The 23,526-nt window shown below is 47.2% G+C and carries 19 protein-coding genes; all 19 read left to right on the top strand.

Going from position 1 to position 23,526, the window contains the following annotated elements:
* The first annotated feature begins 5 nt into the window (after positions 1–5).
* The 19 genes from BM415_RS12860 (at position 6) to sigG (ending at position 23,504) form a co-directional block, all read left to right on the top strand.
* A complete protein-coding gene (locus tag BM415_RS12860) occupies positions 6–1,271 on the top strand; it encodes an adenosylhomocysteinase (RefSeq protein WP_091158542.1) in 1,266 nt (421 codons plus the stop codon).
* 268 nt (positions 1,272–1,539) lie between these two features.
* Positions 1,540–1,977, top strand: coding sequence for a division/cell wall cluster transcriptional repressor MraZ (gene mraZ, locus BM415_RS12855; RefSeq protein WP_047910860.1), 438 nt, complete (start codon positions 1,540–1,542; stop codon positions 1,975–1,977).
* A 39-nt stretch (positions 1,978–2,016) separates the two neighbouring features.
* On the top strand, positions 2,017–2,967 hold the full coding sequence (rsmH, locus tag BM415_RS12850; protein WP_091158541.1) for a 16S rRNA (cytosine(1402)-N(4))-methyltransferase RsmH: 951 nt from the start codon (positions 2,017–2,019) through the stop codon (positions 2,965–2,967).
* 24 nt (positions 2,968–2,991) lie between these two features.
* Positions 2,992–3,414 (top strand): hypothetical protein, encoded by a 423-nt coding sequence (locus tag BM415_RS12845; RefSeq protein WP_091158539.1) that lies wholly within the window; start codon positions 2,992–2,994, stop codon positions 3,412–3,414.
* Between the two features lie 20 nt (positions 3,415–3,434).
* On the top strand, positions 3,435–5,663 hold the full coding sequence (locus BM415_RS12840; RefSeq protein WP_348272315.1) for a penicillin-binding transpeptidase domain-containing protein: 2,229 nt from the start codon (positions 3,435–3,437) through the stop codon (positions 5,661–5,663).
* Positions 5,664–5,832: 169 nt separating this feature from the next.
* Positions 5,833–7,815: a stage V sporulation protein D gene (locus BM415_RS12835; protein ID WP_091158537.1), complete on the top strand. Its 1,983-nt coding sequence runs from the start codon at positions 5,833–5,835 to the stop codon at positions 7,813–7,815.
* Between the two features lie 92 nt (positions 7,816–7,907).
* The gene (locus tag BM415_RS12830) at positions 7,908–9,395 is read left to right on the top strand and encodes a UDP-N-acetylmuramoyl-L-alanyl-D-glutamate--2,6-diaminopimelate ligase (RefSeq protein WP_091158535.1); all 1,488 of its coding nucleotides are present in this window, start codon (positions 7,908–7,910) and stop codon (positions 9,393–9,395) included.
* Complete coding sequence (murF, locus tag BM415_RS12825) at positions 9,395–10,804, top strand: UDP-N-acetylmuramoyl-tripeptide--D-alanyl-D-alanine ligase (RefSeq protein ID WP_091159242.1); 1,410 nt, start codon at positions 9,395–9,397, stop codon at positions 10,802–10,804. The genes BM415_RS12830 and murF overlap by 1 nt, the downstream gene beginning before the upstream one ends.
* Before the next feature lie 12 nt (positions 10,805–10,816).
* The gene (gene mraY / locus BM415_RS12820; protein ID WP_091158534.1) at positions 10,817–11,785 is read left to right on the top strand and encodes a phospho-N-acetylmuramoyl-pentapeptide-transferase; all 969 of its coding nucleotides are present in this window, start codon (positions 10,817–10,819) and stop codon (positions 11,783–11,785) included.
* Positions 11,786–11,788: 3 nt separating this feature from the next.
* Complete coding sequence (gene murD, locus BM415_RS12815; protein WP_091158532.1) at positions 11,789–13,210, top strand: UDP-N-acetylmuramoyl-L-alanine--D-glutamate ligase; 1,422 nt, start codon at positions 11,789–11,791, stop codon at positions 13,208–13,210.
* 49 nt (positions 13,211–13,259) lie between these two features.
* Positions 13,260–14,357: a stage V sporulation protein E gene (gene spoVE, locus BM415_RS12810; protein ID WP_091158531.1), complete on the top strand. Its 1,098-nt coding sequence runs from the start codon at positions 13,260–13,262 to the stop codon at positions 14,355–14,357.
* A gap of 5 nt (positions 14,358–14,362) precedes the next feature.
* Entirely contained in the window at positions 14,363–15,469 is a 1,107-nt protein-coding gene (gene murG, locus BM415_RS12805) for an undecaprenyldiphospho-muramoylpentapeptide beta-N-acetylglucosaminyltransferase (RefSeq protein WP_091158529.1), read from the top strand.
* Positions 15,470–15,736: 267 nt separating this feature from the next.
* Positions 15,737–17,008, top strand: a complete 1,272-nt coding sequence (murA, locus tag BM415_RS12800) for a UDP-N-acetylglucosamine 1-carboxyvinyltransferase (protein WP_091158528.1) — start codon at positions 15,737–15,739, stop codon at positions 17,006–17,008.
* Positions 17,009–17,133: 125 nt separating this feature from the next.
* On the top strand, positions 17,134–17,904 hold the full coding sequence (locus BM415_RS12795; protein ID WP_091158526.1) for a cell division protein FtsQ/DivIB: 771 nt from the start codon (positions 17,134–17,136) through the stop codon (positions 17,902–17,904).
* 342 nt (positions 17,905–18,246) lie between these two features.
* Complete coding sequence (ftsA, locus tag BM415_RS12790) at positions 18,247–19,518, top strand: cell division protein FtsA (protein ID WP_091158525.1); 1,272 nt, start codon at positions 18,247–18,249, stop codon at positions 19,516–19,518.
* Positions 19,519–19,605: 87 nt separating this feature from the next.
* Positions 19,606–20,724 (top strand): cell division protein FtsZ, encoded by a 1,119-nt coding sequence (gene ftsZ / locus BM415_RS12785; RefSeq protein WP_091158523.1) that lies wholly within the window; start codon positions 19,606–19,608, stop codon positions 20,722–20,724.
* A gap of 194 nt (positions 20,725–20,918) precedes the next feature.
* A complete protein-coding gene (gene spoIIGA / locus BM415_RS12780; RefSeq protein WP_091158522.1) occupies positions 20,919–21,884 on the top strand; it encodes a sigma-E processing peptidase SpoIIGA in 966 nt (321 codons plus the stop codon).
* Positions 21,885–21,896: 12 nt separating this feature from the next.
* Complete coding sequence (gene sigE, locus BM415_RS12775; RefSeq protein ID WP_091158520.1) at positions 21,897–22,619, top strand: RNA polymerase sporulation sigma factor SigE; 723 nt, start codon at positions 21,897–21,899, stop codon at positions 22,617–22,619.
* Between the two features lie 102 nt (positions 22,620–22,721).
* Complete coding sequence (sigG, locus tag BM415_RS12770) at positions 22,722–23,504, top strand: RNA polymerase sporulation sigma factor SigG (RefSeq protein ID WP_091158519.1); 783 nt, start codon at positions 22,722–22,724, stop codon at positions 23,502–23,504.
* Positions 23,505–23,526: the final 22 nt, after the last annotated feature.

The raw sequence follows: 23,526 nt of genomic DNA, 5'->3' as shown, positions 1-23,526 counted from the left end.
ACAAGATGAGCACGGATGTGATTAAGAACAGTATCGTCGCAGATATGAACCTGGCCCCGGAAGGACATCTTAAGATTGATTGGGTGGAGGCTCATATGCCGGTATTGAACCGGGTACGCAAAGAGTTTGAAGCAGATTTGCCATTCAAAGGACTTAAAGTGACGATTTGCCTTCACTTAGAAGCCAAAACGGCTTATCTCGCAAAAGTGATTCAGGCGGGTGGAGCTGAAGTAACCATTACGGGAAGCAATCCGCTGTCTACTCAGGACGATGTATGTGCAGCACTGGTGGAGGACGGTATTACGGTGTTCGCCAAATATAATCCTGATCCGGTGGAATACAAGCAATTGATCTTGAGATCATTAGAAACGAAGCCTGACTTCATTATCGATGATGGTGGAGATCTTGTAACCATTCTTCATTCCGAGCGTCCGGATCTGCTAGAGACGATTCGCGGTGGAGCAGAAGAAACGACAACCGGTATTATTAAGCTGAAGGCCCTCGAAAAACAGAAGGTGTTGAACCTGCCAATGGTGGCTGTTAATGACGCATATTGCAAACATCTATTCGACAATCGTTATGGAACAGGGCAATCGGCGTTCGATGGGATTATTCGGACGACAAATCTTGTCGTTGCCGGAAGTACGGTCGTTGTCGTCGGCTACGGCTGGTGCGGCAAAGGAGTAGCGATGCGCGCCAAGGGACTTGGTGCCAATGTAATCGTAACTGAAGTGGATGCGATCAAGGCTGTCGAAGCTCACATGGATGGATTCCGTGTCATGCCGATGGTCGAGGCGGCCAAGCTGGGTGATTTCTTCATCACGGTAACAGGAAACAAAGCTGTTATTACAGGTGAGCATTTTGATGTTATGAAGGATGGCGCAGTGCTGGCGAATGCAGGGCACTTCGATGTGGAAGTGAGTATTCCTGAGCTGAAGAAGCGTTCTACATCGGTACGCACGGTGCGGAAAAATATCGAGGAATATCGGTTTGCAGATGGACGTAAAATGTACCTGTTAGCAGAAGGGCGTCTCGTGAACCTGGCCGCGGCAGATGGGCATCCGGCTGAAATTATGGACACGACTTTTGCCCTACAAGCACTGGGGCTCCGGTATGTAAGGGAAAATTATGAAACTCTCAACCCTGCTGTGATTAACGTTCCTTATGAAATTGATGAGAAGGTAGCCAGGTACAAGCTGGAGAGCTTGAACATTGAGCTAGACACGTTAACCGAAGAGCAAATTCAATACTTGGACAGCTGGAACGTCTAGCATATAGGCTGGAATGTTTAATGGATGATTAAACTAAATTGTAACGCCGAAGAGTGATGCTTATAGAAGCCGTATCTGGCTTTTGGCATCGCTCTTTTTTTGCTTCAACTAACCCTATTTTTCGCCATGAGTCAAGGTAGCTCTCTAACATCTCTTCCAAAAAGTTTCATATGGAGAGAAGGGTTTTGATTTTTCAAAGCGAATCAATTATGCTTAAGTGGTGGAAAGTGGAGCAAAGTGGTGAGCAGGAGCTAAGGAGTGGTAGACAATGTTTATGGGGGAGTTCCAGCATAGCATTGACGATAAAGGCCGAATGATTATACCGGCCAAGTTCCGTGACGCTCTCGGCCCGAGCTTTGTTGTCACACGTGGATTGGACCAGTGCTTGTTCGTGTATCCGATGAATGAATGGTCCATTCTGGAGCAGAAGCTGAAAGCTCTGCCGCTTATGAAATCCGATGCGCGTGCCTTTACCCGGTTTTTTTTCTCAGGAGCGACTGAATGCGAGCTCGATAAACAGGGCAGGGTAAATTTACCGATGAATTTACGGGATTACGCCAAGATGGACAAGGAGTGCGTCGTACTCGGTGTATCCAATCGGGTAGAGATCTGGAGCAAAGGCATATGGGAACAATATTACAGCCAATCTGAAGAAACGTTTAACGACATTGCCGAAAAGCTGGTCGATTTCAATTTTGAGTTTTAGGATTTATGCACATCACAAAAATGTCTGGAGGACAAACAAGTGTTTCACCACATTACCGTACTCAAAGAAGAAGCAACCGAAGGCCTTAACATCAAGCAGGACGGGATTTACGTGGACTGCACATTAGGCGGGGCAGGACATAGCTCGCTTATTGCCTCACGACTAGGACCCGAGGGACGACTGATCGCATTCGATCAGGATGACTGGGCACTTGAAAATGCAAAAGAAAGGCTTGGAGAATTTGGGTCCAAGGTTACACTTGTCAAAACCAATTTCAGAGACCTCACTGCGGTATTAAGTGAACAGGATGTTCCAATGACCGAAGGGATTCCTCAAGTCGATGGCATTCTGTACGATCTTGGAGTATCTTCTCCACAGTTCGATGAAGGCGAGCGGGGATTCAGCTACAATCACGATGCGCCACTTGATATGCGTATGGATCAGTCTGGTGATCTGACAGCAAGAGACATTGTAAATGAGTGGACTGAAGAAGAAATTGCTCGAATTTTGTATGTTTATGGCGAAGAAAAGTTTTCTAGACGGATTGCTAGGGTAATAGTTGAAAAAAGGCAATCTGCAGCTATTGAAACTACGGGCGAATTGGTCGATATCATTAAAGAAGGTATTCCGGCAGCTGCCAGAAGAACGGGTGGACATCCTGCCAAACGGAGCTTCCAAGCTTTACGAATCGCCGTGAATGATGAGCTCGGTGCGTTTGAGGAGGCTTTGCATCAAGCAGTTCGCTGCTTGAAACCAGGCGGCAGAGTATCTGTTATTACGTTTCATTCCCTGGAAGACAGGATATGTAAACAGATTTTTAGCAGTTATTTGGAGAAATGTACATGCCCACCTGACTTCCCGTTATGTGTATGCGGCGGTAAAGGAACACTCAAGCTCGTTAATCGAAAGCCGATTGTGCCGAGCGAGTCGGAACTTGCGCAGAACCCCAGAGCGCGCTCAGCTAAGCTGCGTGTAGCGGAAAAATTGTAATAAGAAACGTAAGGAGAGTCGAATATGGCCTATACACGTGGCAACCTGGCAGTTAAGGAAAGAGTGCAGGAGCAGCAAGCACAGCCCCAGCGGTATAAAGAGACGACGAAAGTCGTTACTCGCAGGACAGGTCTGCCGACAAGAGAGAAGTTTCTGTATCTGATGTCTGTGATCGTATGTGTCATTATTGTCAGTGTTATGGTTGGCAGATATGTAAATATCTATGATCTCAACAAGCAGACACATGCTGTCGAACAAGCAACGGTATTAGCCAATAAAGAAATTGCTGTTCTGGACGTTCATAAGGAGAAGCTGGAGAACGAAATTGTAGCGAAAGCGCGCGAGCTTGGATACGTGGAGCCAACTTCGGATCGCGAAGTGATTCGAGTCCCGAGAACTACAGTTCGTCCTACTTCATCTGAACAAGGTTCATCAGACGGCAAGTAAGGAATGTGAGGTTTTGGTCTATGGGGAAAATGAATAAAAGAATAAAACTTCGCACGTTACTCATTGGAGGGATCATCACCCTCTTTTTTCTTGTACTTATGGGCAAAGTGTTCTGGATTCAAGTGGTCAATGCAGGCTTTTGGCAGGACTACGCTGCTGAATTGATAGAGAATTCAAAGACCATCCCAGCGAAGAGGGGGACAATTACAGACCGCAATGGCAATGTTCTGGCCACGGATGCACCTGCCTATACGGTAGCTGTAAATCCTGAGCTTATTCATGAGAAGGAGATCGAGGACGTTGTCGTTCAGGGCCTGCATGAATTGCTGGGCAAGGATGAAGCTGGACTGAGGGAGGATGTCACTGCAACGAGGGAGAACGGAAGCCTCAGGCCTCATAGAGAAGTACGGAGCGAAGGATACAAGATTGATCAGGAGTTGAAGGATAAGGTTGAAGAATTTCGAAATGAGCTGGACAAGGAATACGGAGCGAAGAATGCCATCGTATTGATGGATGAGTCCAAGCGTTTTTATCCGAGAGACAATCTGGCTTCCCATGTGCTTGGTTACTTGAATAAAGAGGGAGACCCGGTTTATGGGCTGGAGCTGTACTATGATGAGGAGCTCAAAGGAACGGAAGGCAAGCTTCTATATCAGAAGGACGGTGTAGGACTAGAGCTGGCCAACTCGGACAGCACCTATACGGCTCCGCAGAATGGAAAAAAATTAAAGCTGACTATTGATGATACGATTCAATATTACATCGAGGAAGCAATGAAGGAAGCTTACGATAAATATGATCCGATCAGTATGACGGTCATTGCAGCCGATCCGAAGACGATGGAGATCCTGGGTATGGCAAATCTGCCGAATTATAATCCGAACTCCTATTGGGAAACACCGGACAATTATTATAATCATGCGATTCAATCCATCTATGAGCCTGGATCTACGTTCAAGATTGTGACCCTGGCTGCAGCGGTTGAGGAGAAATTGTTTAATCCGAATGCGACCTTTGAATCAGGGAGTATTCAGGTGGGTGGCAGAACCATTAGTGATATTAGCCGCAACTGGGGGACGATCAGCTACTTGGAGGGTGTAAAACGTTCCAGTAATGTTGCCTTTGTCAACCTCGGTTACAAAATGCTTGGTGGAGAGAAACTTCGCAATTATATTGATAAATTTGGTTTCGGTGTGAAGACAGGCATCGATCTTCCAACTGAGTCCGCCTCGCCAATTAGGGAATTGGTATATGCTGCAGATATTGCTGCTGCCTCCTATGGTCATGGACTTGTACAGGTAACCCCTATTCAGCAGGTGGCAGCCATTTCAGCCATAGCTAATGGAGGTAAGTTGCTCGAGCCGCACCTGGTGAAAGAAATATCGGATCCAAACAGCGGTGAGGTAGAGTCTATTCAGCCAAAAGAAGTACGTCAGGTGGTATCATCGGAAACAGCAAGAACAGTGGGCAGTTATTTGGAACAGGTTGTTGCGGATCAGGATCATGGATCAGGCAGATATGCCTATATTGATGGTTACCGTGTAGCCGGCAAAACAGGGACGGCAATTAAATACATTAACGGGGAATATGATCATACGAAGTCCGTCGTTTCCTTTATTGGCTATGCACCAGTGGATGATCCTAAAATTGCAATGCTGGTCATGATTGATGAACCTAATGATCCAAACCTGGGAGGCGGTTCAGGTGCGGCCCCGATATTCAAAGAAATTATGTCTAAATCCCTCACTTATCTCGGCGTTCCGAAGGAAGCGGTAACCAGCGAGGATGAAGCAGAGAATACACAGCCATTGGTACGCAAAAAAGCGCCTGATATGGTCGGCAAATCCGGCAAGGATGCTCGTACACAGCTATTGGAAGAGGGCATCGCCTATGAGACACTCGGTAAGGGAAGCAAAGTGATCCAGCAGTATCCAAAAGCAGGAGCCGAGCTCACGACAGGTCAGCGAATCTACCTGCTCACCGAGGAAAGTGACACCATGGAAATCCCGGATTTGACCGGCGAATCTCTGCGTGATGCGCTTGAAGTGTTAACTTTGCTGAAAGTGGAAGTAAGAGTTGAGGGTGAGGGGTATGTCTCCAAGCAGAAAGTGGAAGTAACAGGAGAGAATCGTACAGTAGTGCTTACGCTTCAGACGGCGAAGGATGCCGTAACTGGTGAATCCACCGACGGCTTAGCAGATGAAGAAGGAAGCGCAGCCGATGAACAGGCAGACAGTCCTGACGCCTGACCGTTCCGGTTCAGAAGATGCTGAGACATATAGCACGGATGCAGGCAGCCCAGAAGAATGAGATGGTAACTTAATAGTAATAAAGCTTGTTCTATTCCCTGGTTGTCCCGAATATTCATGATTAAGCATGTCATTGTGAATACGAAAGACAAGTAGGGGGGAGATATATATGGCCAAAGTATCCAGCGTGACGCTTCGCCGCCGCTTGCTGTGGTGCATGCTGATACTGCTCATTCTTTTTGCGGCGCTTGCCATCCGTCTAGCGTATGTTCAGCTTGCCAGAGGACCGGAATTGGCGGAGGAAGCCGAGAATCTGTGGCGGAGGCAAATTCCATATACTGCAAAGCGCGGTGAGATTCTTGACCGTAACGGAACAGCACTTGCTTATAATATTACGACACCGACCGTTATGGCTATTCCGGTTCAGGTGAAGGAAAAGGAAAAAACGGCTGAAGCCCTAGCGCCGCTTCTTGGGATGACGCAGGAGAAGGTGCTTGGCATCATTTCCAAGACCGAAAGAATAGTCGAGATAAAGCCCGGGGGCCGAAAAATTACGATGGAGAAAGCACAGGAAATTCGTGATTTGGAGCTTCCGGGCATTGTTGTAGCTGAGGACAATAAGCGGTTCTATCCTTACGGCGCTTTGGCGGCGCATATTCTTGGCTTTACAGGAATTGATAATCAGGGGTTAACCGGAATAGAGAAGAAGTACGATGATAACCTCAAGGGCATTGGAGGAGGAATTGAGTACCTGTCGGATGCAGCAGGCAGGCTGATGCCAGGATCATCAGATGAATATGTTGCGCCAAAGGACGGGCTAAACCTTCAGCTGACCATCGATCAGCCGATCCAATCTATTATCGAGCGTGAGCTGGATCAGGCGATGGTCAAATTCGAGGCGAATTCTGCCCTCGCGATCGCGATGAATCCAAAGACCGGAGAAATTCTTGGAATGTCGAGTCGTCCAAGCTATGAGCCGGGTAATTATCAGGAATATCCTGCAGAAATATATAACCGCAATTTACCCGTATGGATGACCTATGAGCCGGGTTCTACCTTTAAGATTATTACGCTGGCCGCAGCCCTGGAAGAGAAGAAGGTTGATCTCGTTAATGATCATTTCTTTGACCCAGGCTATATTGAGGTCGCTGGAGCCCGGCTTCGCTGCTGGAAAAAGGGCGGACACGGCAGCCAAACCTTTTTACAGGTTGTGGAAAACTCATGCAATCCGGGTTTTGTCGCTTTAGGGAACAAACTTGGCAAAGAGACGCTTTTCGAGTATATTAAAAACTTCGGTTTTGGTGCAAAGACAGGAATAGACCTTAGTGGAGAAGCTTCTGGAATACTATTCAAGCTTTCCCAGGTTGGACCTGTAGAGCTTGCGACGACCGCCTTTGGTCAAGGTGTTTCTGTAACTCCGATTCAGCAGATTACCGCGGTCTCTGCAGCGATAAACGGCGGAAAGCTATACAAACCGTTTGTTGCCAAAGCATGGGTCGATCCCGTGACCGGCGAAGTTGTCAATGAAACCGAGCCAGAGATGGTAAGACAGGTCATATCGGAGGAGACCTCCAAGCAGGTTCGGGAAGCGCTCGAAAGTGTGGTTGCTAAGGGGACAGGACGCCCTGCTTTTATCGACGGTTATCGGGTAGGAGGCAAGACAGGTACAGCTCAGAAGGTAATTAACGGTCGTTACTCAACAACAGAACATATCGTTTCATTTATCGGTTTTGCTCCAGCGGATGATCCGCAAATTGTGGTCTATACCGCGGTAGACAATCCGAAGGGGATTCAATTCGGGGGCGTCGTTGCGGCTCCGATCGTCCAGAACATATTAGAGGATTCATTACACTATTTGCAGGTCCCGCAGCGGAAGGATCAGCTTGAGAAGAATTACAAGTATGGGGAAACACCGATTGTAACCGTACCAGACCTCACAGGAGCAACAGTACAAGATCTGTATGAAGATTTGAATATGAACTTTATGCTCGTAAAATCAGGAACTGGCAATACGGTCATCAGTCAGGCACCAAAACCAGGAGCCCGGGTGGAAAGAGGCTCCACCATACGGATTTATATGGGAAGTCATCCGGAAGACGCTCATGAGCATGACACCAATACATCCTCTGGCAGTGAAAAAGAAGGAAGTTGATGTTTTTACTTCGCTTCCTATGGACCATAATGCTAGGTAACGGATACAATAGGGAAGGATGACGTTTTAATTTAGGGAAAGAAGGAATACATGTGCTCTTAAAACAATTTGCTTCCTTGCTGCAGACAAGTAGAGTCGTAGGCAACGGGGATACGGAGATTACAGGAATACAAACAGATTCTAGAAAAGTGGGTACAGGAGATCTGTTTATTTGTCTGCCTGGTCACACGGTAGATGGGCATGATTACGCTCAGACAGCGGTGGATCAAGGAGCTGCTGCGCTTGTTGTTGAACGAGAGCTCGAAGCTCCAGTTCCTCAAATTATCGTGAATAGCAGCCGTTTAGCGATGGCCGTCTTTTCAAATTATTATTTCGAATCGCCAAGCCAGCGCTTGAACATGATCGGAGTAACCGGTACGAATGGCAAGACGACAACGTCTTATCTTATTGAGAAAATATTAAACGATGCAGGCCAAAGTACAGGACTCATCGGTACAATACAAATGCGTTACGCAAGCAAAGAGTTCCCTATGTCAGGAACGACACCGGAAGCGCTGGATTTGCAGCGCAGCCTTCACCATATGGTGCAGGAAGGGGTTAAGAACTGTGTTATGGAGGTCTCCTCACATGCGCTTGAACAGGGACGCGTCAAGGGTACGGATTTCCGCACAGCGGTCTTCACTAATCTTACGCAGGACCATTTGGATTACCATCTCACGATGGAATCCTATCGAAGTGCCAAGGGACTTTTGTTTGCAAGACTGGGCAACGCGTTTACAGAGGAAATCTCGAAGCGTAAATATGCAGTCTTGAACGCTGATGATGAGGCATCGAAGTATTTTGCCAGCCTGACAGCAGCGGAAGTAGTGACTTACGGCATTGATACAGAAGCCGATGTAAAAGCATCCCATATCAAGATCACAGCACAAGGCACATTTTTCCATGTAGATACATTCAAGGGCAGTACAGATATTGAGCTTCGCATGGTGGGCAAGTTTAATGTGTACAATGCACTGGCTGCAACAACGGCTGCACTTCTGGAAGGCATTTCACTTGAAGCGATCAAACAAAGTCTTGAATCCATTCCGGGCGTGGATGGACGGGTTGAAGCGGTTGCGTGCGGTCAGGACTTTGCAGTTATCGTTGACTATGCCCACACACCGGATGGACTTGAAAATGTGCTTCGAACCGTCAATGAGTTTGCTGAACAGAGAGTGCTCTGCGTCTTTGGATGCGGGGGAGATCGTGACCGTACAAAGCGTCCGATTATGGGGCAGATTGCTGCTAAATACAGTGACAAGGTATTTGTTACCTCCGATAATCCCCGTACAGAGAATCCGGATGCCATTCTTGAAGATATTAAACAAGGACTGATCGACGTCGGCACCCAGCCTGATAAATACGAGCTTATCGTGGATCGAAAGGCGGCTATTCATCGTGCTATTGAGCAGGCAAGCTCTGGCGATGTAGTATTGATTGCGGGTAAAGGTCATGAGACGTATCAAATTCTGGGAACGACAAAAACGGATTTCGATGATCGTCTGGTGGCGAAAGAAGCGATAAGGGGCATAGCAAAGTGATAAAAAGAACGTTATATCAAATTGCACAGATGTGCGGCGGCACACTCTTGAGAGATCAAGACAGTGAATTGAATATAAATGGTGTATATACAGACTCACGGATGCCTGCTGAAGGACGGTTGTTTGTTCCTTTGGCTGGTGAACGTTTTGACGGGCATGAGTATGCTGCAGAGTGTCTGGCTGCTGGTGCGGTCGGTATCATGTGGCAGAAGGATCATGGTACACCTCCTGAAGGGCCGGTTATTGTTGTAGAGGATTCCCTTCTTGCACTGCAGGAGTTATCTGCGGCATATTTGAGGGAAAGTGGAGCATCCGTAGTGGCAATTACGGGGAGCAACGGCAAGACAACCACCAAGGATATGGTGTACTCACTATTATCCACCACCTATAAGGTGCATAAGACACAAGGGAATTTCAATAATCATATTGGTCTGCCGCTAACGATACTTGACATGCCTCAAGATACGCAGATTGCAGTCCTGGAAATGGGAATGAGCAGTCGACATGAAATCGAGAGACTGGCGGAAATTGCACGTCCTGATGTTGCGGTCATTACGAACATCGGAGAAGCTCATTTGCTGCAGCTCGGTTCCAGGGAGGAAATCGCACGTGCCAAGCTCGAAATCGTAAGCGGACTGAAGAACGACGGTTTGCTCATCTACAATGGTGATGATTCACTTGCTGACCGTGTTCTTGCCGAGCCGACTACGAAGAAGCCGAAGGAATTCAAACGATTTACGTTTGGAATGAATCAGACAAACAATGATTTCCCGACGGGAATTACGAATCATGCCGGGGGGATGATCTTTACTTCGGTTTCCTCAGGCGAGGAGGCAATGCAAATACCGCTTATAGGTCATCATAATGTGGTTAACTCACTAGCTGCGCTTGCCGTCGCAAGGCATTATGGCGTATCTCATGATGATATGCGCAAAGGTTTGGGGGAAGTGAAGCTGACGGGAATGCGCATCGAAGTTACCAAGGGCGTCAGTGGAATTACGGTGCTGAACGATGCATATAATGCAAGCCCGACGGCGATGAAGGCTGCTATTGACGCACTTAGCGGACTTGCAGGCTATGAACGCAAAGCGGCTGTCCTTGGAGATATGCTGGAGCTTGGACCAAGAGAAGAAGAGCTTCATGAGGAGATTGGACACTATCTGACACCGGCCAAGCTTGATCTGGTATTCACATATGGTTCCTTGTCTTCGAACATCGCGAAAGGCGCGTTACTAAATATGCCGAACCATGCGGTGTTTGCTTTTGAGGATAAGGCTGCTTTAACTGCCCATTTGAAGGCAACAATGACACCGAAGGATGTTGTTCTTGTCAAGGCTTCCAGGGGCATGAAGCTGGAGGAAGTTGCTAACGCACTAATCAATGAACCATTACAGATCGAAGTTGACTAGAGAGGTGTTATCATGGATTTTCAATTAATGCTGCTAACGATCGGTGTATCATTCATCCTAGCGGTGATTGCTGCACCGATTCTGATACCACTCCTGCGCCGTATGAAATTCGGTCAGCAGGTTAGAGAAGATGGACCTCAGAGCCATCTTAAGAAATCGGGTACGCCGACTATGGGCGGCGTCGTCATCGTGCTTGCCTTTACGCTTGCCTTCTTAAAGTTTGCTCCTGCGAAGAATACGGATTTTTATGTGCTGATCGTGGCAACTTTAGGCTTTGGCTTGATCGGTTTCCTGGATGACTATATTAAAATTGTGTTTAAACGTTCACTTGGTCTAACCGCAAGGCAGAAGCTGTTTGGCCAGCTGCTATTTGCGGCAATTATGTGCTTTTTGCTTATTCAGAATGGTCACAGTACGGAGATTGCAGTGCCCGGAACATCCTGGGCATTCGACCTTGGACCGTGGTTCTACTATCCATTTATTGTTCTTATGATGCTTGCTATAAGTAATGCCGTGAATTTCACGGATGGTCTGGACGGACTCTTATCCGGCGTAAGTGCCATTGCTTTTGGGGCGTTTGCTATTGTAGCGATGCAGGCTACTTCACTTCCAGCTGCCGTTTGCGCAGCAGCGATGATTGGAGCAGTACTTGGCTTCCTTGTCTACAATGCGCATCCAGCCAAAGTATTTATGGGGGATACAGGTTCACTTGCGATCGGGGGAGCCATCGGAGCTATAGCAATTGTCACGAAGACAGAGCTCTTGTTCCTCGTGATCGGCGGTATATTCGTTATTGAGATGCTGTCTGTCGTTATTCAAGTTGTATCTTTCAAAACAAGAGGCAAGCGTGTGTTTAAAATGAGCCCGATTCATCACCATTTTGAGTTGTCGGGATGGTCTGAATGGCGTGTAGTAATTACTTTTTGGGCCGTAGGACTGCTGCTCGCTGGTCTCGGACTTTATATCAACAAGGGGTTGTAGTTCATGAATCATCCGGAGAGTTATAAAGGAATGGACGTCGTTGTTCTTGGCCTAGCCAAGAGCGGCGTACAGGTGGCTAAGGTGCTGCATCAGGCTGGAGCCCATGTTATCGTTAACGATCAGAAGGACAGAGCACAGTGTCCCGAAGCATCCGAACTGGAGGCTTTGGAAATTTCTGTTATATGCGGAGGACACCCTGATGACCTGATTCATCCTGGGGTGCAGCTTCTGGTCAAGAATCCGGGGATACCCTATAAGGTTGCTCCGATTCAAAAAGCGCTGGAGCTGGGCATCGAAGTCGTCACTGAAGTTGAAGTGGCTTATCATATTTGCAAAGCGCCTATCATTGGTATTACAGGCTCTAATGGTAAAACAACAACAACGACATGGGTAGGGCTTATGCTCGAGCATGCTGGTTTGTCTCCCATTGTTGCCGGCAATATTGGTACTCCGTTATCCGAGGCAGCGCAAGCAGCAAAGAAAGACGATATCATGGTGGTTGAGCTTAGCAGCTTCCAGCTCAAAGGAACGACGGATTTTCGTCCTGCGGTCAGCTGCCTGCTGAACGTTTCAGAGACACATCTTGATTATCATGGCGGGATGGAGGACTACATTGCTTCCAAAGCTAAACTGTTTAACAATCAAACAGCTGAGGACTATGCGGTTATCAACTGGGATGATCCCGTATGCAGACAGCTTGTGCCTTATATTAAAGGCAGAATCCTGCCATTCTCACTGACAGAAACACTGCAAGCCGGTGTATACGCAGACCCTCCTTACATACCGGACGTAGAAGATGACATTGAGAGAACAGTCATGTACCGTGATATGGATGGAGGTATCCATCCTATTATTCCTGTCAATGAGATTGGACTTCCGGGCCGGTTTAACGTCGATAATGCGCTGGCAGCTTGTGCTATTGCGTTAGCAGCGGGTGCGGCTCCTACAGCACTTTCGACTTCTCTCTCGACTTTCCACGGTGTGGAGCACCGTTTGGAATATGTACGGAACCATGCGGGTGCAGCATACTACAACAATTCCAAGGCGACGAATGCGAAGGCTACGCTGATGGCGCTTACCTCATTCAAAGAGCCTATCGTGCTGATTGCAGGGGGACTTGACCGTGGATCCGATTATATGGATCTGCTGGAAGTGTTCAAAGAGAGAGTAAAAGCTGTCGTTTTGCTGGGGCAGACCAAAGATAAACTTTCTGAGGTTGCGAAACTTGCCGGACTAAAGGATATTCGGATTGTCGATAATGGGGAGGATGCCGCCGCAGCGCTTGTCGAAGCGGTTAAATATGCTTCCGAGCTTGCACAATCGGGTGATGTCGTTCTGTTATCTCCTGCATGCGCAAGCTGGGATATGTTTAGCTCCTATGAAGAGCGTGGACGCATTTTTAAAGAGGCGGTGCATAATCTGTAAGTAGGGGGGTGGATAAGCCCCTACTACTAATGTAAGAGGTGGCCTCCTAATGAAACAGACCCGACCGGCGCCTGATTTGTGGCTCGTTATCTGCATTGTGTCGCTGCTCTCCATCGGAATCGTGATGGTATACAGTGCAGGTGCCGTCCTTGCCTTTCGTGAACACGGCGACTCTTTCTATTTTGTGAAGAGGCAGCTGCTGTTCGCGGGGCTTGGGCTATTCGCCATGTTCTTTACGGCAAATGTGGATTATCGGATATGGCGCAACTACGCAAAGTTTGTACTCATCCTCTGCTTTATTCTACTCATCATCGTACTGATACCAGGCATCGGCGTCGTTCGTGGCGGCGCAAGGAGCTGGCTCGGCATTAGTTCGTTCGGTATTCAGCCCTCCGAGTTTATGAAGCTTGGCATGATCCTGTTCCTGGCTAAATGGCTCAGCAAGGATCCTGCCGCTATTAAAAACTTCACTACCGGCTTACTTCCTCCGCTAGGTCTTATTGGCCTTGCTTTTGGCCTTATTATGCTTCAGCCGGACCTGGGAACGGGTGCTGTTATGCTTGGCGCATCAATGCTGATCATATTTACGGCAGGGGCAAGGATGAAGCATCTAATGTTCCTGGCGCTTGGCGGTGTATTGGGTTTTGCCGGCTTGATTCTCGCAGCTCCTTATCGTCTAAGACGTATTACCGGATTCCTGGACCCGTGGTCTGATCCGCTGGGTACAGGCTATCAAATTATTCAGTCGTTATATGCGATCGGTCCAGGGGGACTTGGAGGACTTGGTCTTGGCATGAGCAGGCAGAAATACAGCTATGTGCCTGAGCCGCAGACCGATTTTATATTTTCCATATTGGCCGAAGAGCTCGGTTTTATTGGTGGCTTGATTGTAATACTGCTCTTCCTGCTGCTGGTATGGAGAGGGATGCGGGTAGCGATGACGGTGCCGGATGCGTTCGGAAGCTTGCTGGGCGTGGGGATCGTTGGTATGGTTGCCGTACAGGTTGTGATTAACATTGGAGTTGTTATCGGCCTTATGCCGGTAACGGGAATCACACTTCCCTTAATCAGTTATGGGGGCTCATCTCTGACGCTGATGCTTACAGCACTGGGAATACTACTTAATTTATCACGTTATGCGAGGTGACTTATATGCGCGTTGTACTTACAGGCGGCGGGACAGGCGGACATATTTATCCGGCTGTCGCTGTCGCAAGGCAGCTGGAGTCTGAGGACAAGAACGCTGAGTTTTTATATATAGGGGGGAAAAGGGGACTGGAGAGCAAACTCGTTCCCGAGGAAAAGCTTCGGTTTGAATCCATTGATATTACTGGTTTTCGCCGTAAGCTGTCGATGGACAATGTAAGAACCATAATCCGCTTTTTGCAGGGGGTTCGCACATCCAAGAAACTGCTGCGAGAGTTCAAACCCGATGTGGTGATAGGCACAGGAGGATATGTGTGTGGTCCCGTTGTCTATGCCGCAGCGAAGCTCGGCATTCCGAGCATTATTCATGAGCAGAACGCGATTCCAGGTTTGACCAATAAATTTCTGAGCCGTTATGTGGATACCGTAGCTGTAAGCTTTGAGGGCTCAGAGAAGCACTTTCCCGGTGTGAAAAATGTAATCTACACAGGCAATCCGCGTGCGACTACCGTGCAACATGCGAGCCGCGAACGCGGATTTGCTTCGCTCGGGGTTCCAATGGGCAGTAAGGTAGTGCTTGTCGTAGGCGGAAGCCGGGGAGCGAAAGCGATCAATGAGGCTATGATCGACATGAGTGAACGTGTATCAGAGCTTAAGGACGTCCATATGGTATATGTTACGGGAGATTCCTATTACGAATCTACACTTCAGGCTGTGAAAAAACGTTTGGGTAACATTCCAAGCCATATGCACATTTTGCCATATGTGAATAATATGCCTGAGGTTCTTGCAGCAACCTCGCTGATTGTGAGTCGGGCAGGGGCCTCCTTTCTTGCCGAGATTACATCCCTTGGCATACCGGCTATTCTGATTCCGTCTCCGAATGTAACAAACAACCATCAGGAGGCCAATGCAAGGGCGCTAGAGAAGGCTGGAGCGGCGCATGTGCTTCTGGAGAAGGATATGAACGGAGATACCCTGTTCCATTCGATTGAGGCCATCATCGGCGATGAGGGCCGCAAGCGCTCAATGTCCAGCATCTCTAAGCAACTCGGGAAGCCTGATTCAGCGGCTGTACTTGTCGCGGAGATGAGAAGGATTGTTAAGAAATAAACCTAACGTTTTCATGGATACGCAAGAAACAGTCCAGTGGGCGATTGTCACACACAGAGGCCTCTTTACATAAGATACCTTATCAAATGTGACAATCACTCTGGGCTAAGAAAAGTCCACAGTGTGTTACAACAAAATTTCTTATCCGCTTAAGGACGTTCATTCCCTATAACTGCCTAATCAAAACGCATATTAATCGGACGGTGTGCGCAAGAGAATTTATAGGCGTTAATAGTCAGGGGAGCGGTAAACTCGGAGGTGATACACTTGGACAAATTGGTGATTGAAGGCGGGAACCCCCTATCAGGATCCATACGTATCCACGGAGCGAAAAATGCTGCATTGCCCATCATGGCGGCAAGCCTGCTGGCGGAAGGGAACACCGAGCTTCACAATGTTCCTCACTTGCTCGACATTGAAGTAATGCTGCAAATCCTGGAAAGGCTCGGCTGCAATACGAGACATGAACAAGGTATTGTAACGCTCGATACTTCTTTGGTTAGCTCATCAAGAGTTCCGGAAGATTTGATGAACAAAATGCGCTCATCTATTTTCCTGATGGGTCCGCTGCTGGCGAGATTTGGCGAAGTGTCAATTTATCAGCCAGGTGGCTGCGCAATCGGAGAACGCAAGATTGATCTCCATTTGAGGGGTCTCGAAGCACTTGGAGCTGTTATTGAGGAGAAGGATTCACAGATTACTTGTCGTGCGAAGAAACTGATTGGTGCAGATATTCAGCTTGATTTTCCAAGCGTAGGTGCAACAGAGAATATCATGATGGCTGCAGTAACGGCTTCCGGCACAACGACAATCACAAATGCGGCTAGAGAGCCTGAAATTCAGGATCTTCAAAATTTCCTCAATGCGATGGGCGCTCATATTATTGGAGCAGGCACGAGTACAATTACCATTCATGGGGTTGATCGGTTGACTTCCTGCACGTATGAGATTATTCCCGATCGAATCGTGGCAGGTACTGTGCTGATTGCTGCGGCTGCAACACGGGGCAATGTTACATTAACGCGCAGCAATCCAGCACACCTCACTTCGCTTATACACGTGCTGAAGCGAGCCGGTGTTCAAACAAGTGTATGCAATGATATAATAACCGTGAGCTGCATGGGAAGACCCAAGGCAGTCGATCGTATCGTTACGTCACCTTATCCATCATTTCCAACAGATCTTCAATCACAGGTTATGGTTCTGCTTAGTTTGGCAGATGGATTCAGTATTATGAAGGAAACAGTCTTCGAGGCCAGATTCAAGCATGTGGATGAGCTTAACGTGATGGGAGCCGATATTTCAGTGGATTTGAACACCGCATTTATCCGCGGCGTGCCTCGTTTGTATGGGGCAACGGTAGAAGCTACAGATTTGCGAGCAGGTGCAGCACTGGTCATAGCGGGATTGGCAGCGCAGGGCAAAACGGTGGTGGAGCAGGTACACCATATCGATCGCGGATACGACCGGATTGAACAATTATTTCAGTCCCTGGGTGCTTTTGTAGAACGCCAGCCCGTAAGTTTCGTTGCGCCGTAGATTCGAATACCTTCATGGTGATTATATTCAAGTATATTCATGCTAAATCAGATTTAAGCACAATATTGCCCTGAAAGTCCCCTCTTTTTGGAGGGGACCTTAAGGCTTTTATGGAGCGAACGTCAATGCCAAAAGGTCAAATTCCAGCTCTCAAAAAAGAGAGCACGCCAAAAATGAAAACAAGCCGGAAAATCATCTTTATTTTGGTGTTGTTATTTACCGTTATTTTTGCTGTTATCTTTTTTAGATCTCCCGTGAGCAAAATTTCCCAGTTTCAGATAGAAGGGAATGTGTTTAGTACTAGAGAAGAAATTTTATTAAAGAGCGGTCTAGAGGTAGGTAGTCCTTTTTTCGGTGCCGATGCATCTGATATTGAAGGGGTGCTGGAGGACAGTCCTCTTATTTCTGAAGCAACGGTGGACAAGCAGTTCCCTGGCAAGATATCCATACATGTTAAAGAATATGATACTGTGGCCTATGAATTAGCGTCAGACGGTCAAATTCAAGCCATACTATCCAGCGGTACCAGCGTCAATCTGGAGGGAAGAGGCATTGCAGTGGAAAAACCGATTCTTACCCAGTGGAAAGCAGACGATCCGCTGAAGACAGAGCTCTCTAATGTGCTCAAAGAAATTCCGAATGAGCTGACAACAGATATTTCGGAGATTCTCCCTTCGCCAACACCTTCGTTTCCCGACCGGATCAAGCTGTATACCAAATCGCAGTTTGAGGTCATTACAACGATTTCTTTGCTTGGAGATAAGGTGAGTTATCTAAACCAAGTCATTGAAACAGAAGAACCCGGTCTTATCATAATGCTGGAGGCCGATTCCTATGAACCGTTTCAGCCGGACGAAGAGGAAACAGGAGAAGACGAGGCGGGAAGCACACCCTAAATTAATTGAATTGACAGCCTATGAAGATAGCACTTTCTGATTGATTAAAAAAATGTTACACTTTAAGCTATGTGCATCTTGCTAACGTATCCTTCTTTTTTCTTCATAATTTAATAGAATCATCGAGACGGTTTATACCGTTAACAGATATAGACATATAAGAGAGTGAATCATGCAGCTATTAGGCTTGAAAACAAGCGTAAAGTTCATAATTACACCTAAGATGGTGGCACCTAAAAAATTTGTAGAAAAAAGAGGGAAAGCCTTAAACGTGTTGAATATGTAGAGAGTGTTGTAACTTGAGAACGTATATTACTATCGGAGTCAGGAGGTGCCACAGACTTGAGCAACAATGACATCATTGTTAGTTTGGACATCGGTACATCCAAAGTTCGAGCTATTATTGGGGAAATTAATAATGGAACCTTTAATATTATTGGAGTTGGATCTGCCGACTCAGAGGGGATTCGTAAGGGATCAATTGTAGACATTGACCAAACTGTACAGTCCATCCGTAATGCAGTAGATCATGCGGAGCGTATGGTTGGTATTCAAATATCCGAAGTATATGTCGGTATCTCCGGAAATCATATCGGACTTATGACAAGTCACGGCGTTGTGGCAGTATCGAATGAAGACCGTGAGATCGGTGAAGAAGACATGGAACGGGTGTTGAAAGCGGCTGAAGTGATTGCTATTCCGCCGGAACGTGAGATCATCGATGTAGTGGCAAGACAGTACGTTGTGGACGGTCTTGAAGGCATTCAGGATCCGCGCGGCATGATCGGTGTAAGACTTGAGGTTGAAGCGACGATTATTACAGGTGCCAAGACCGCCATACATAACTTGCTTCGCTGCGTAGAGAAGTCGGGTCTGAAAGTGAAGGACCTTGTACTCATGTCTCTCGGAGCAGGGCTGCTGTCTCTGTCCAAAGATGAAAAGGGTATGGGATCTGTACTGATCGATATCGGTGCAGGCTCGACTACGATTGCGGTGTTTGAGGAAGGCTCGATTGTCGCCACTTCTACACTTCCGATCGGAGGAGAGTTTGTAACCAATGATATTGCTTACGGTCTCCGTACATTGACTGAACAAGCAGAGAAAGTAAAGCTGAAGTATGGATGTGCTTGGCTTGATGATGCAGCCAGAGATGTCGTATTCAAAGTAACTCGGATCGGCAGCAATGTGGATAAGGAGTTTACTCAGGAAGATCTGGCAGCCATTATTGAACCTCGTGTGCAAGAGATATTCCAGATGATTCATCAGGAAATGAAGAGACTCGGTTACACGGAGCTTCCTGGAGGTTATATATTAACGGGCGGTACGGTGGCTATGCCGGGTGTCTTGCAAGTTGCTAGACATGAGCTTGCGGCTTCAGTAAGAGTGGCTGTACCAGACTTTATCGGGGTGCGCGACCCGGGTTATACTAGCGGTGTGGGCATCTTGCATAACGTGATCCGCAGTGCTAAAATCAGACCCGCAGCACCAACGAGCGGCGGAGGAAGCAATAACAAGAAACCTACGAATCGTGTTAAGCCGAATCCGGCTCCGGAAGAAGAACATAAACCGGGGTTTTTCGAACGCATAAAAAATATGTTCAGTGAATTGATATAGACTGTTCGTCGATATATGAAATGGACAGATTCATTTTTGATAAGTGGACGAGCCATCCATGCACACATGAGGGGGAGATGGAAAAGTATGTTGGAATTTGATTTCGAGATGGAGAGCTTGGCTCAGATAAAAGTAATAGGTGTCGGTGGCGGCGGAAGCAACGCTGTGAACCGAATGATTGAGAATGGTGTGCAGGGAGTTGAATTCATTACGGTGAATACGGATGCTCAAGCATTGCATCTTGCCCGTTCTGAACACAAACTGCAAATCGGCGATAAGCTGACAAGAGGGCTTGGTGCTGGTGCTAATCCTGAAGTTGGTAAGAAGGCAGCCGAGGAATCTCGTGACCTTATCGCTAACACACTTAAAGGCGCGGATATGGTATTCGTGACGGCAGGTATGGGCGGAGGTACAGGAACGGGTGCAGCTCCTGTGATCGCAGAGATCGCCAAAGAATGTGGAGCACTAACGGTGGGTGTGGTTACTCGCCCGTTTACGTTTGAAGGACGCAAGCGTTCCAATCAAGCAGAGCATGGTATAGAAGCGCTGAAAGAAAAAGTGGATACGCTGATCGTTATTCCGAATGATCGCTTGCTTGAGATTGTGGATAAGAAGACTCCTATGTTGGAAGCCTTCCGTGAAGCAGACAACGTACTTCGCCAAGCGGTACAAGGTATTTCCGACCTTATCGCTGTTCCTGGATTGATAAACCTTGACTTTGCTGATGTGAAGACGATTATGACTGAACGCGGCTCAGCCTTGATGGGAATTGGAATGGCAACAGGTGAGAACAGAGCAGCTGAGGCTGCCCGCAAAGCCATCATGAGTCCGCTGCTTGAAACCTCCATTGAAGGGGCTCGCGGTGTAATCATGAACATAACAGGTGGGGCTAACCTGTCACTTTACGAAGTGAATGAAGCAGCCGAGATTGTAACCTCTGCATCGGACCCAGAAGTGAACATGATCTTTGGTGCCATTATCGATGAGAATTTGAAGGAAGAAATTAAGGTTACGGTTATTGCGACAGGATTCGAGAATAAGCCTGCTGCAGCTGCACCGCCTGCACGCAAGCCTTCTCAGCCGGAAGCGCAGGAGAATCGTTCTACTAACCTGAAGCCATTTGGTAATCAGCCTAGCTCTGATCAATTGGATATTCCGACGTTCCTGCGGAATCGCACTAGAAACAACGGCAATAGCAACGAATAATACGATTCATTAATGCAGCCTGCATAAGGCTGCATTTTTTTTGTTTCCTGTCACTCCCACTTTGAATAAGTTGAAAAATCCGACAAAAAAAGTTGCAATCCTCCTCCCAAGTTTAGACAGACTTTGAAAGTCTCCCTCCTTATACTGGTTATATTCTTTGATTCGAAGATATAAGATAAGGGTGGTGAGAAAAACTGGTTGTATACATCGACTTGATTTTTCTGACCAACCTGCTGATTGACTGGGTTCTGTTATTCTTAACAGCTTGGATGCAGCGTCAGAGGCCAAAGTGGTGGCGAATGGTTATTGCTGCGGTCATTGGAGCGCTTTATGTTGTCATGATGTTCGTACCCGAGCTTACCTTTTTGTACACCTTTCTCATTAAGTTCGGCTTGTCATTATTGATGATTTGGACCTCCTTCGGATTCCATAGCCTGCAGAGCTTCATGAAGACGATAGGTTCCTTTTACGTAATCAATTTTGTGGCTGCAGGCGGTATACTCGGGTTGCATTATTTACTCCAAAGCTCAGGTGAGTTATTCAATGGAATATTGTTCACTACAACTGGCGGCGTGTCGTTTGAACTGCAAATAGGGTTCTGGTTTATGTTTATTGTCTTCTTTTGTGTTCTATTCATCTTTAGAGCGGTTCATAAGAGCAAGAAAAAAGCAGATCAAATGACAGTGTTTTTCGGTGAAGTAAACGTACGCATTGGGGAAGTCGAAGTGAGCTGCACGGGACTTGTGGATACAGGCAATCAGCTCACAGATCCGTTGACCCGAACGCCAGTCATGGTCATGGAAGCCACGTTATGGGATTCTTACCTGCCGGAGACTTGGAAAGGAAGGATATCACAGGTTCCCGCTGATCAGCTTGTTATGGAGCTGGGCGATGGATTCGAATGGCAGGATCGATTAAGGCTTATCCCCTTCCGGGGAATCAATAAAGGAACGTCGTTTATGCTTGCAATTAAACCCGACTCGGTCATGATCAAGATGAATGGGACGTGCTATACTCCGGCTCGCACACTGATCGGTCTTGATGGTGGAACGCTCTCATCTGAAGGGAAATACAGGGCGATCATTCATCCGGAATATGTGCAGGACCCCATTGTCAAACCATCATCCAGTCAAACAGAAAAGCCGCTGAACGTGGTATAGGAGGAAGCGTACATGCTTGTGAAATGGAAACTCGCCGCACAGCTTCAGTATTACCGGTTCCTGTTTTTGTTCGGGCTGAAGAGTGAGGAGATATACTATATTGGGGGGAGTGAAGCTCTCCCGCCGCCACTGACTCGGGAAGAAGAAGATTATTTGTTGCAAAAGCTGAAGACGGGAGATCCAGCCATTCGGGCGATGCTGATCGAGCGCAACATCAGACTTGTCGTCTACATTGCCCGCAAATTTGAGAACACGGGTATTAACATTGAAGATTTGATCTCGATCGGTGCGATCGGTTTAATTAAAGCCGTGAACACTTTTGATCCGGAGAAAAAAATCAAGCTGGCAACCTATGCGTCTCGTTGTATCGAGAACGAAATACTAATGTATCTTCGCCGCAATAGCAAGATACGAACCGAGGTTTCTTTTGATGAGCCGCTTAATATTGATTGGGATGGCAATGAGCTGCTCTTGTCTGATGTGCTCGGTACGGAGAATGATACGATCTATCGCAATATAGAGGAACAGGTCGACCGCAAGCTGCTGCACAAAGCATTAGACAAGCTGACGGAACGGGAACGGATGATAATGGAGCTTCGTTTCGGTCTTCAGGATGGGGAAGAGAAGACCCAGAAAGATGTCGCAGACATGCTGGGCATCTCCCAGTCTTACATCTCCAGACTTGAAAAACGAATCATTAAGCGACTGCGCAAGGAGTTCAACAAAATGGTGTAAAATCAAGTCTTGGGTATAACTGGTAAGCTCATGGAAATGGAATAAAAATACCTCTCCCGGAGATAATGTACATTAATGTTTCTCCTTGGGAGGTAAATCACGATGACCCGTAATAAAGTCGAGATTTGTGGCGTGGATACGTCGAAACTGCCGGTCCTAACCAACGTAGAAATGCGTGAGTTATTTACGAATCTTCAGCAAAATAATGAGCGCTCAGCTAGAGAGAAATTAGTGAATGGGAACCTGCGCCTCGTGCTCAGCGTCATTCAACGTTTCAATAACCGGGGAGAATTCGTTGACGATTTATTCCAGGTTGGCTGTATAGGCCTCATGAAAGCCATTGATAACTTTGATTTGTCTCAAAATGTAAAGTTCTCCACCTATGCAGTACCGATGATTATCGGTGAAATTCGAAGATACCTGCGGGATAACAACCCGATTCGAGTTTCCAGATCCCTCCGGGATATTGCATATAAGGCATTGCAGGTCAGAGATGCTCTGACCAATATGAACTCGCGTGAGCCGACCATTTTTGAAATTTCCGAAGTGCTCAATGTGCCTAAAGAGGATGTTGTATTCGCACTTGATGCGATTCAGGACCCAGTGTCCTTGTTTGAGCCGATATATCATGACGGTGGTGACCCGATCTATGTAATGGACCAGATCAGTGACGACAAGAACAAGGATGTGTCGTGGATCGAGGAGATCGCGCTTAGGGAAGCAATGCAGCGGCTTGGGCAGCGGGAAAAGATGATTCTATCCATGCGCTTTTTCGAAGGAAAGACTCAGATGGAAGTGGCTGATGAGATCGGTATTTCCCAGGCGCAGGTATCAAGACTTGAAAAATCAGCCATTCAGCAAATGCAAAAACACGTTAAAATCTAAACCGAAGAAATAAGATCTTGAT

Source organism: Paenibacillus sp. 453mf (assembly GCF_900116105.1).
GTDB classification, from domain to species: Bacteria; Bacillota; Bacilli; order Paenibacillales; family Paenibacillaceae; genus Paenibacillus; species Paenibacillus provencensis.
This window is presented reverse-complemented; position numbering and strand designations above follow the sequence as displayed.

Excerpts from the sequence above, each read along its gene's own strand:
- BM415_RS12860 (WP_091158542.1), top strand. The coding sequence starts at position 6 with ATGAGCACGGATGTGATTAAGAACAGTATCGTCGCAGATATGAACCTG.
- mraZ (WP_047910860.1), top strand. The coding sequence starts at position 1,540 with ATGTTTATGGGGGAGTTCCAGCATAGCATTGACGATAAAGGCCGAATG.
- BM415_RS12845 (WP_091158539.1), top strand. The coding sequence starts at position 2,992 with ATGGCCTATACACGTGGCAACCTGGCAGTTAAGGAAAGAGTGCAGGAG.
- BM415_RS12840 (WP_348272315.1), top strand. The coding sequence starts at position 3,435 with ATGGGGAAAATGAATAAAAGAATAAAACTTCGCACGTTACTCATTGGA.
- BM415_RS12835 (WP_091158537.1), top strand. The coding sequence starts at position 5,833 with ATGGCCAAAGTATCCAGCGTGACGCTTCGCCGCCGCTTGCTGTGGTGC.
- mraY (WP_091158534.1), top strand. The coding sequence starts at position 10,817 with ATGGATTTTCAATTAATGCTGCTAACGATCGGTGTATCATTCATCCTA.
- murD (WP_091158532.1), top strand. The coding sequence starts at position 11,789 with ATGAATCATCCGGAGAGTTATAAAGGAATGGACGTCGTTGTTCTTGGC.
- spoVE (WP_091158531.1), top strand. The coding sequence starts at position 13,260 with ATGAAACAGACCCGACCGGCGCCTGATTTGTGGCTCGTTATCTGCATT.
- murG (WP_091158529.1), top strand. The coding sequence starts at position 14,363 with ATGCGCGTTGTACTTACAGGCGGCGGGACAGGCGGACATATTTATCCG.
- BM415_RS12795 (WP_091158526.1), top strand. The coding sequence starts at position 17,134 with ATGCCAAAAGGTCAAATTCCAGCTCTCAAAAAAGAGAGCACGCCAAAA.
- ftsZ (WP_091158523.1), top strand. The coding sequence starts at position 19,606 with ATGTTGGAATTTGATTTCGAGATGGAGAGCTTGGCTCAGATAAAAGTA.
- sigE (WP_091158520.1), top strand. The coding sequence starts at position 21,897 with ATGCTTGTGAAATGGAAACTCGCCGCACAGCTTCAGTATTACCGGTTC.
- sigG (WP_091158519.1), top strand. The coding sequence starts at position 22,722 with ATGACCCGTAATAAAGTCGAGATTTGTGGCGTGGATACGTCGAAACTG.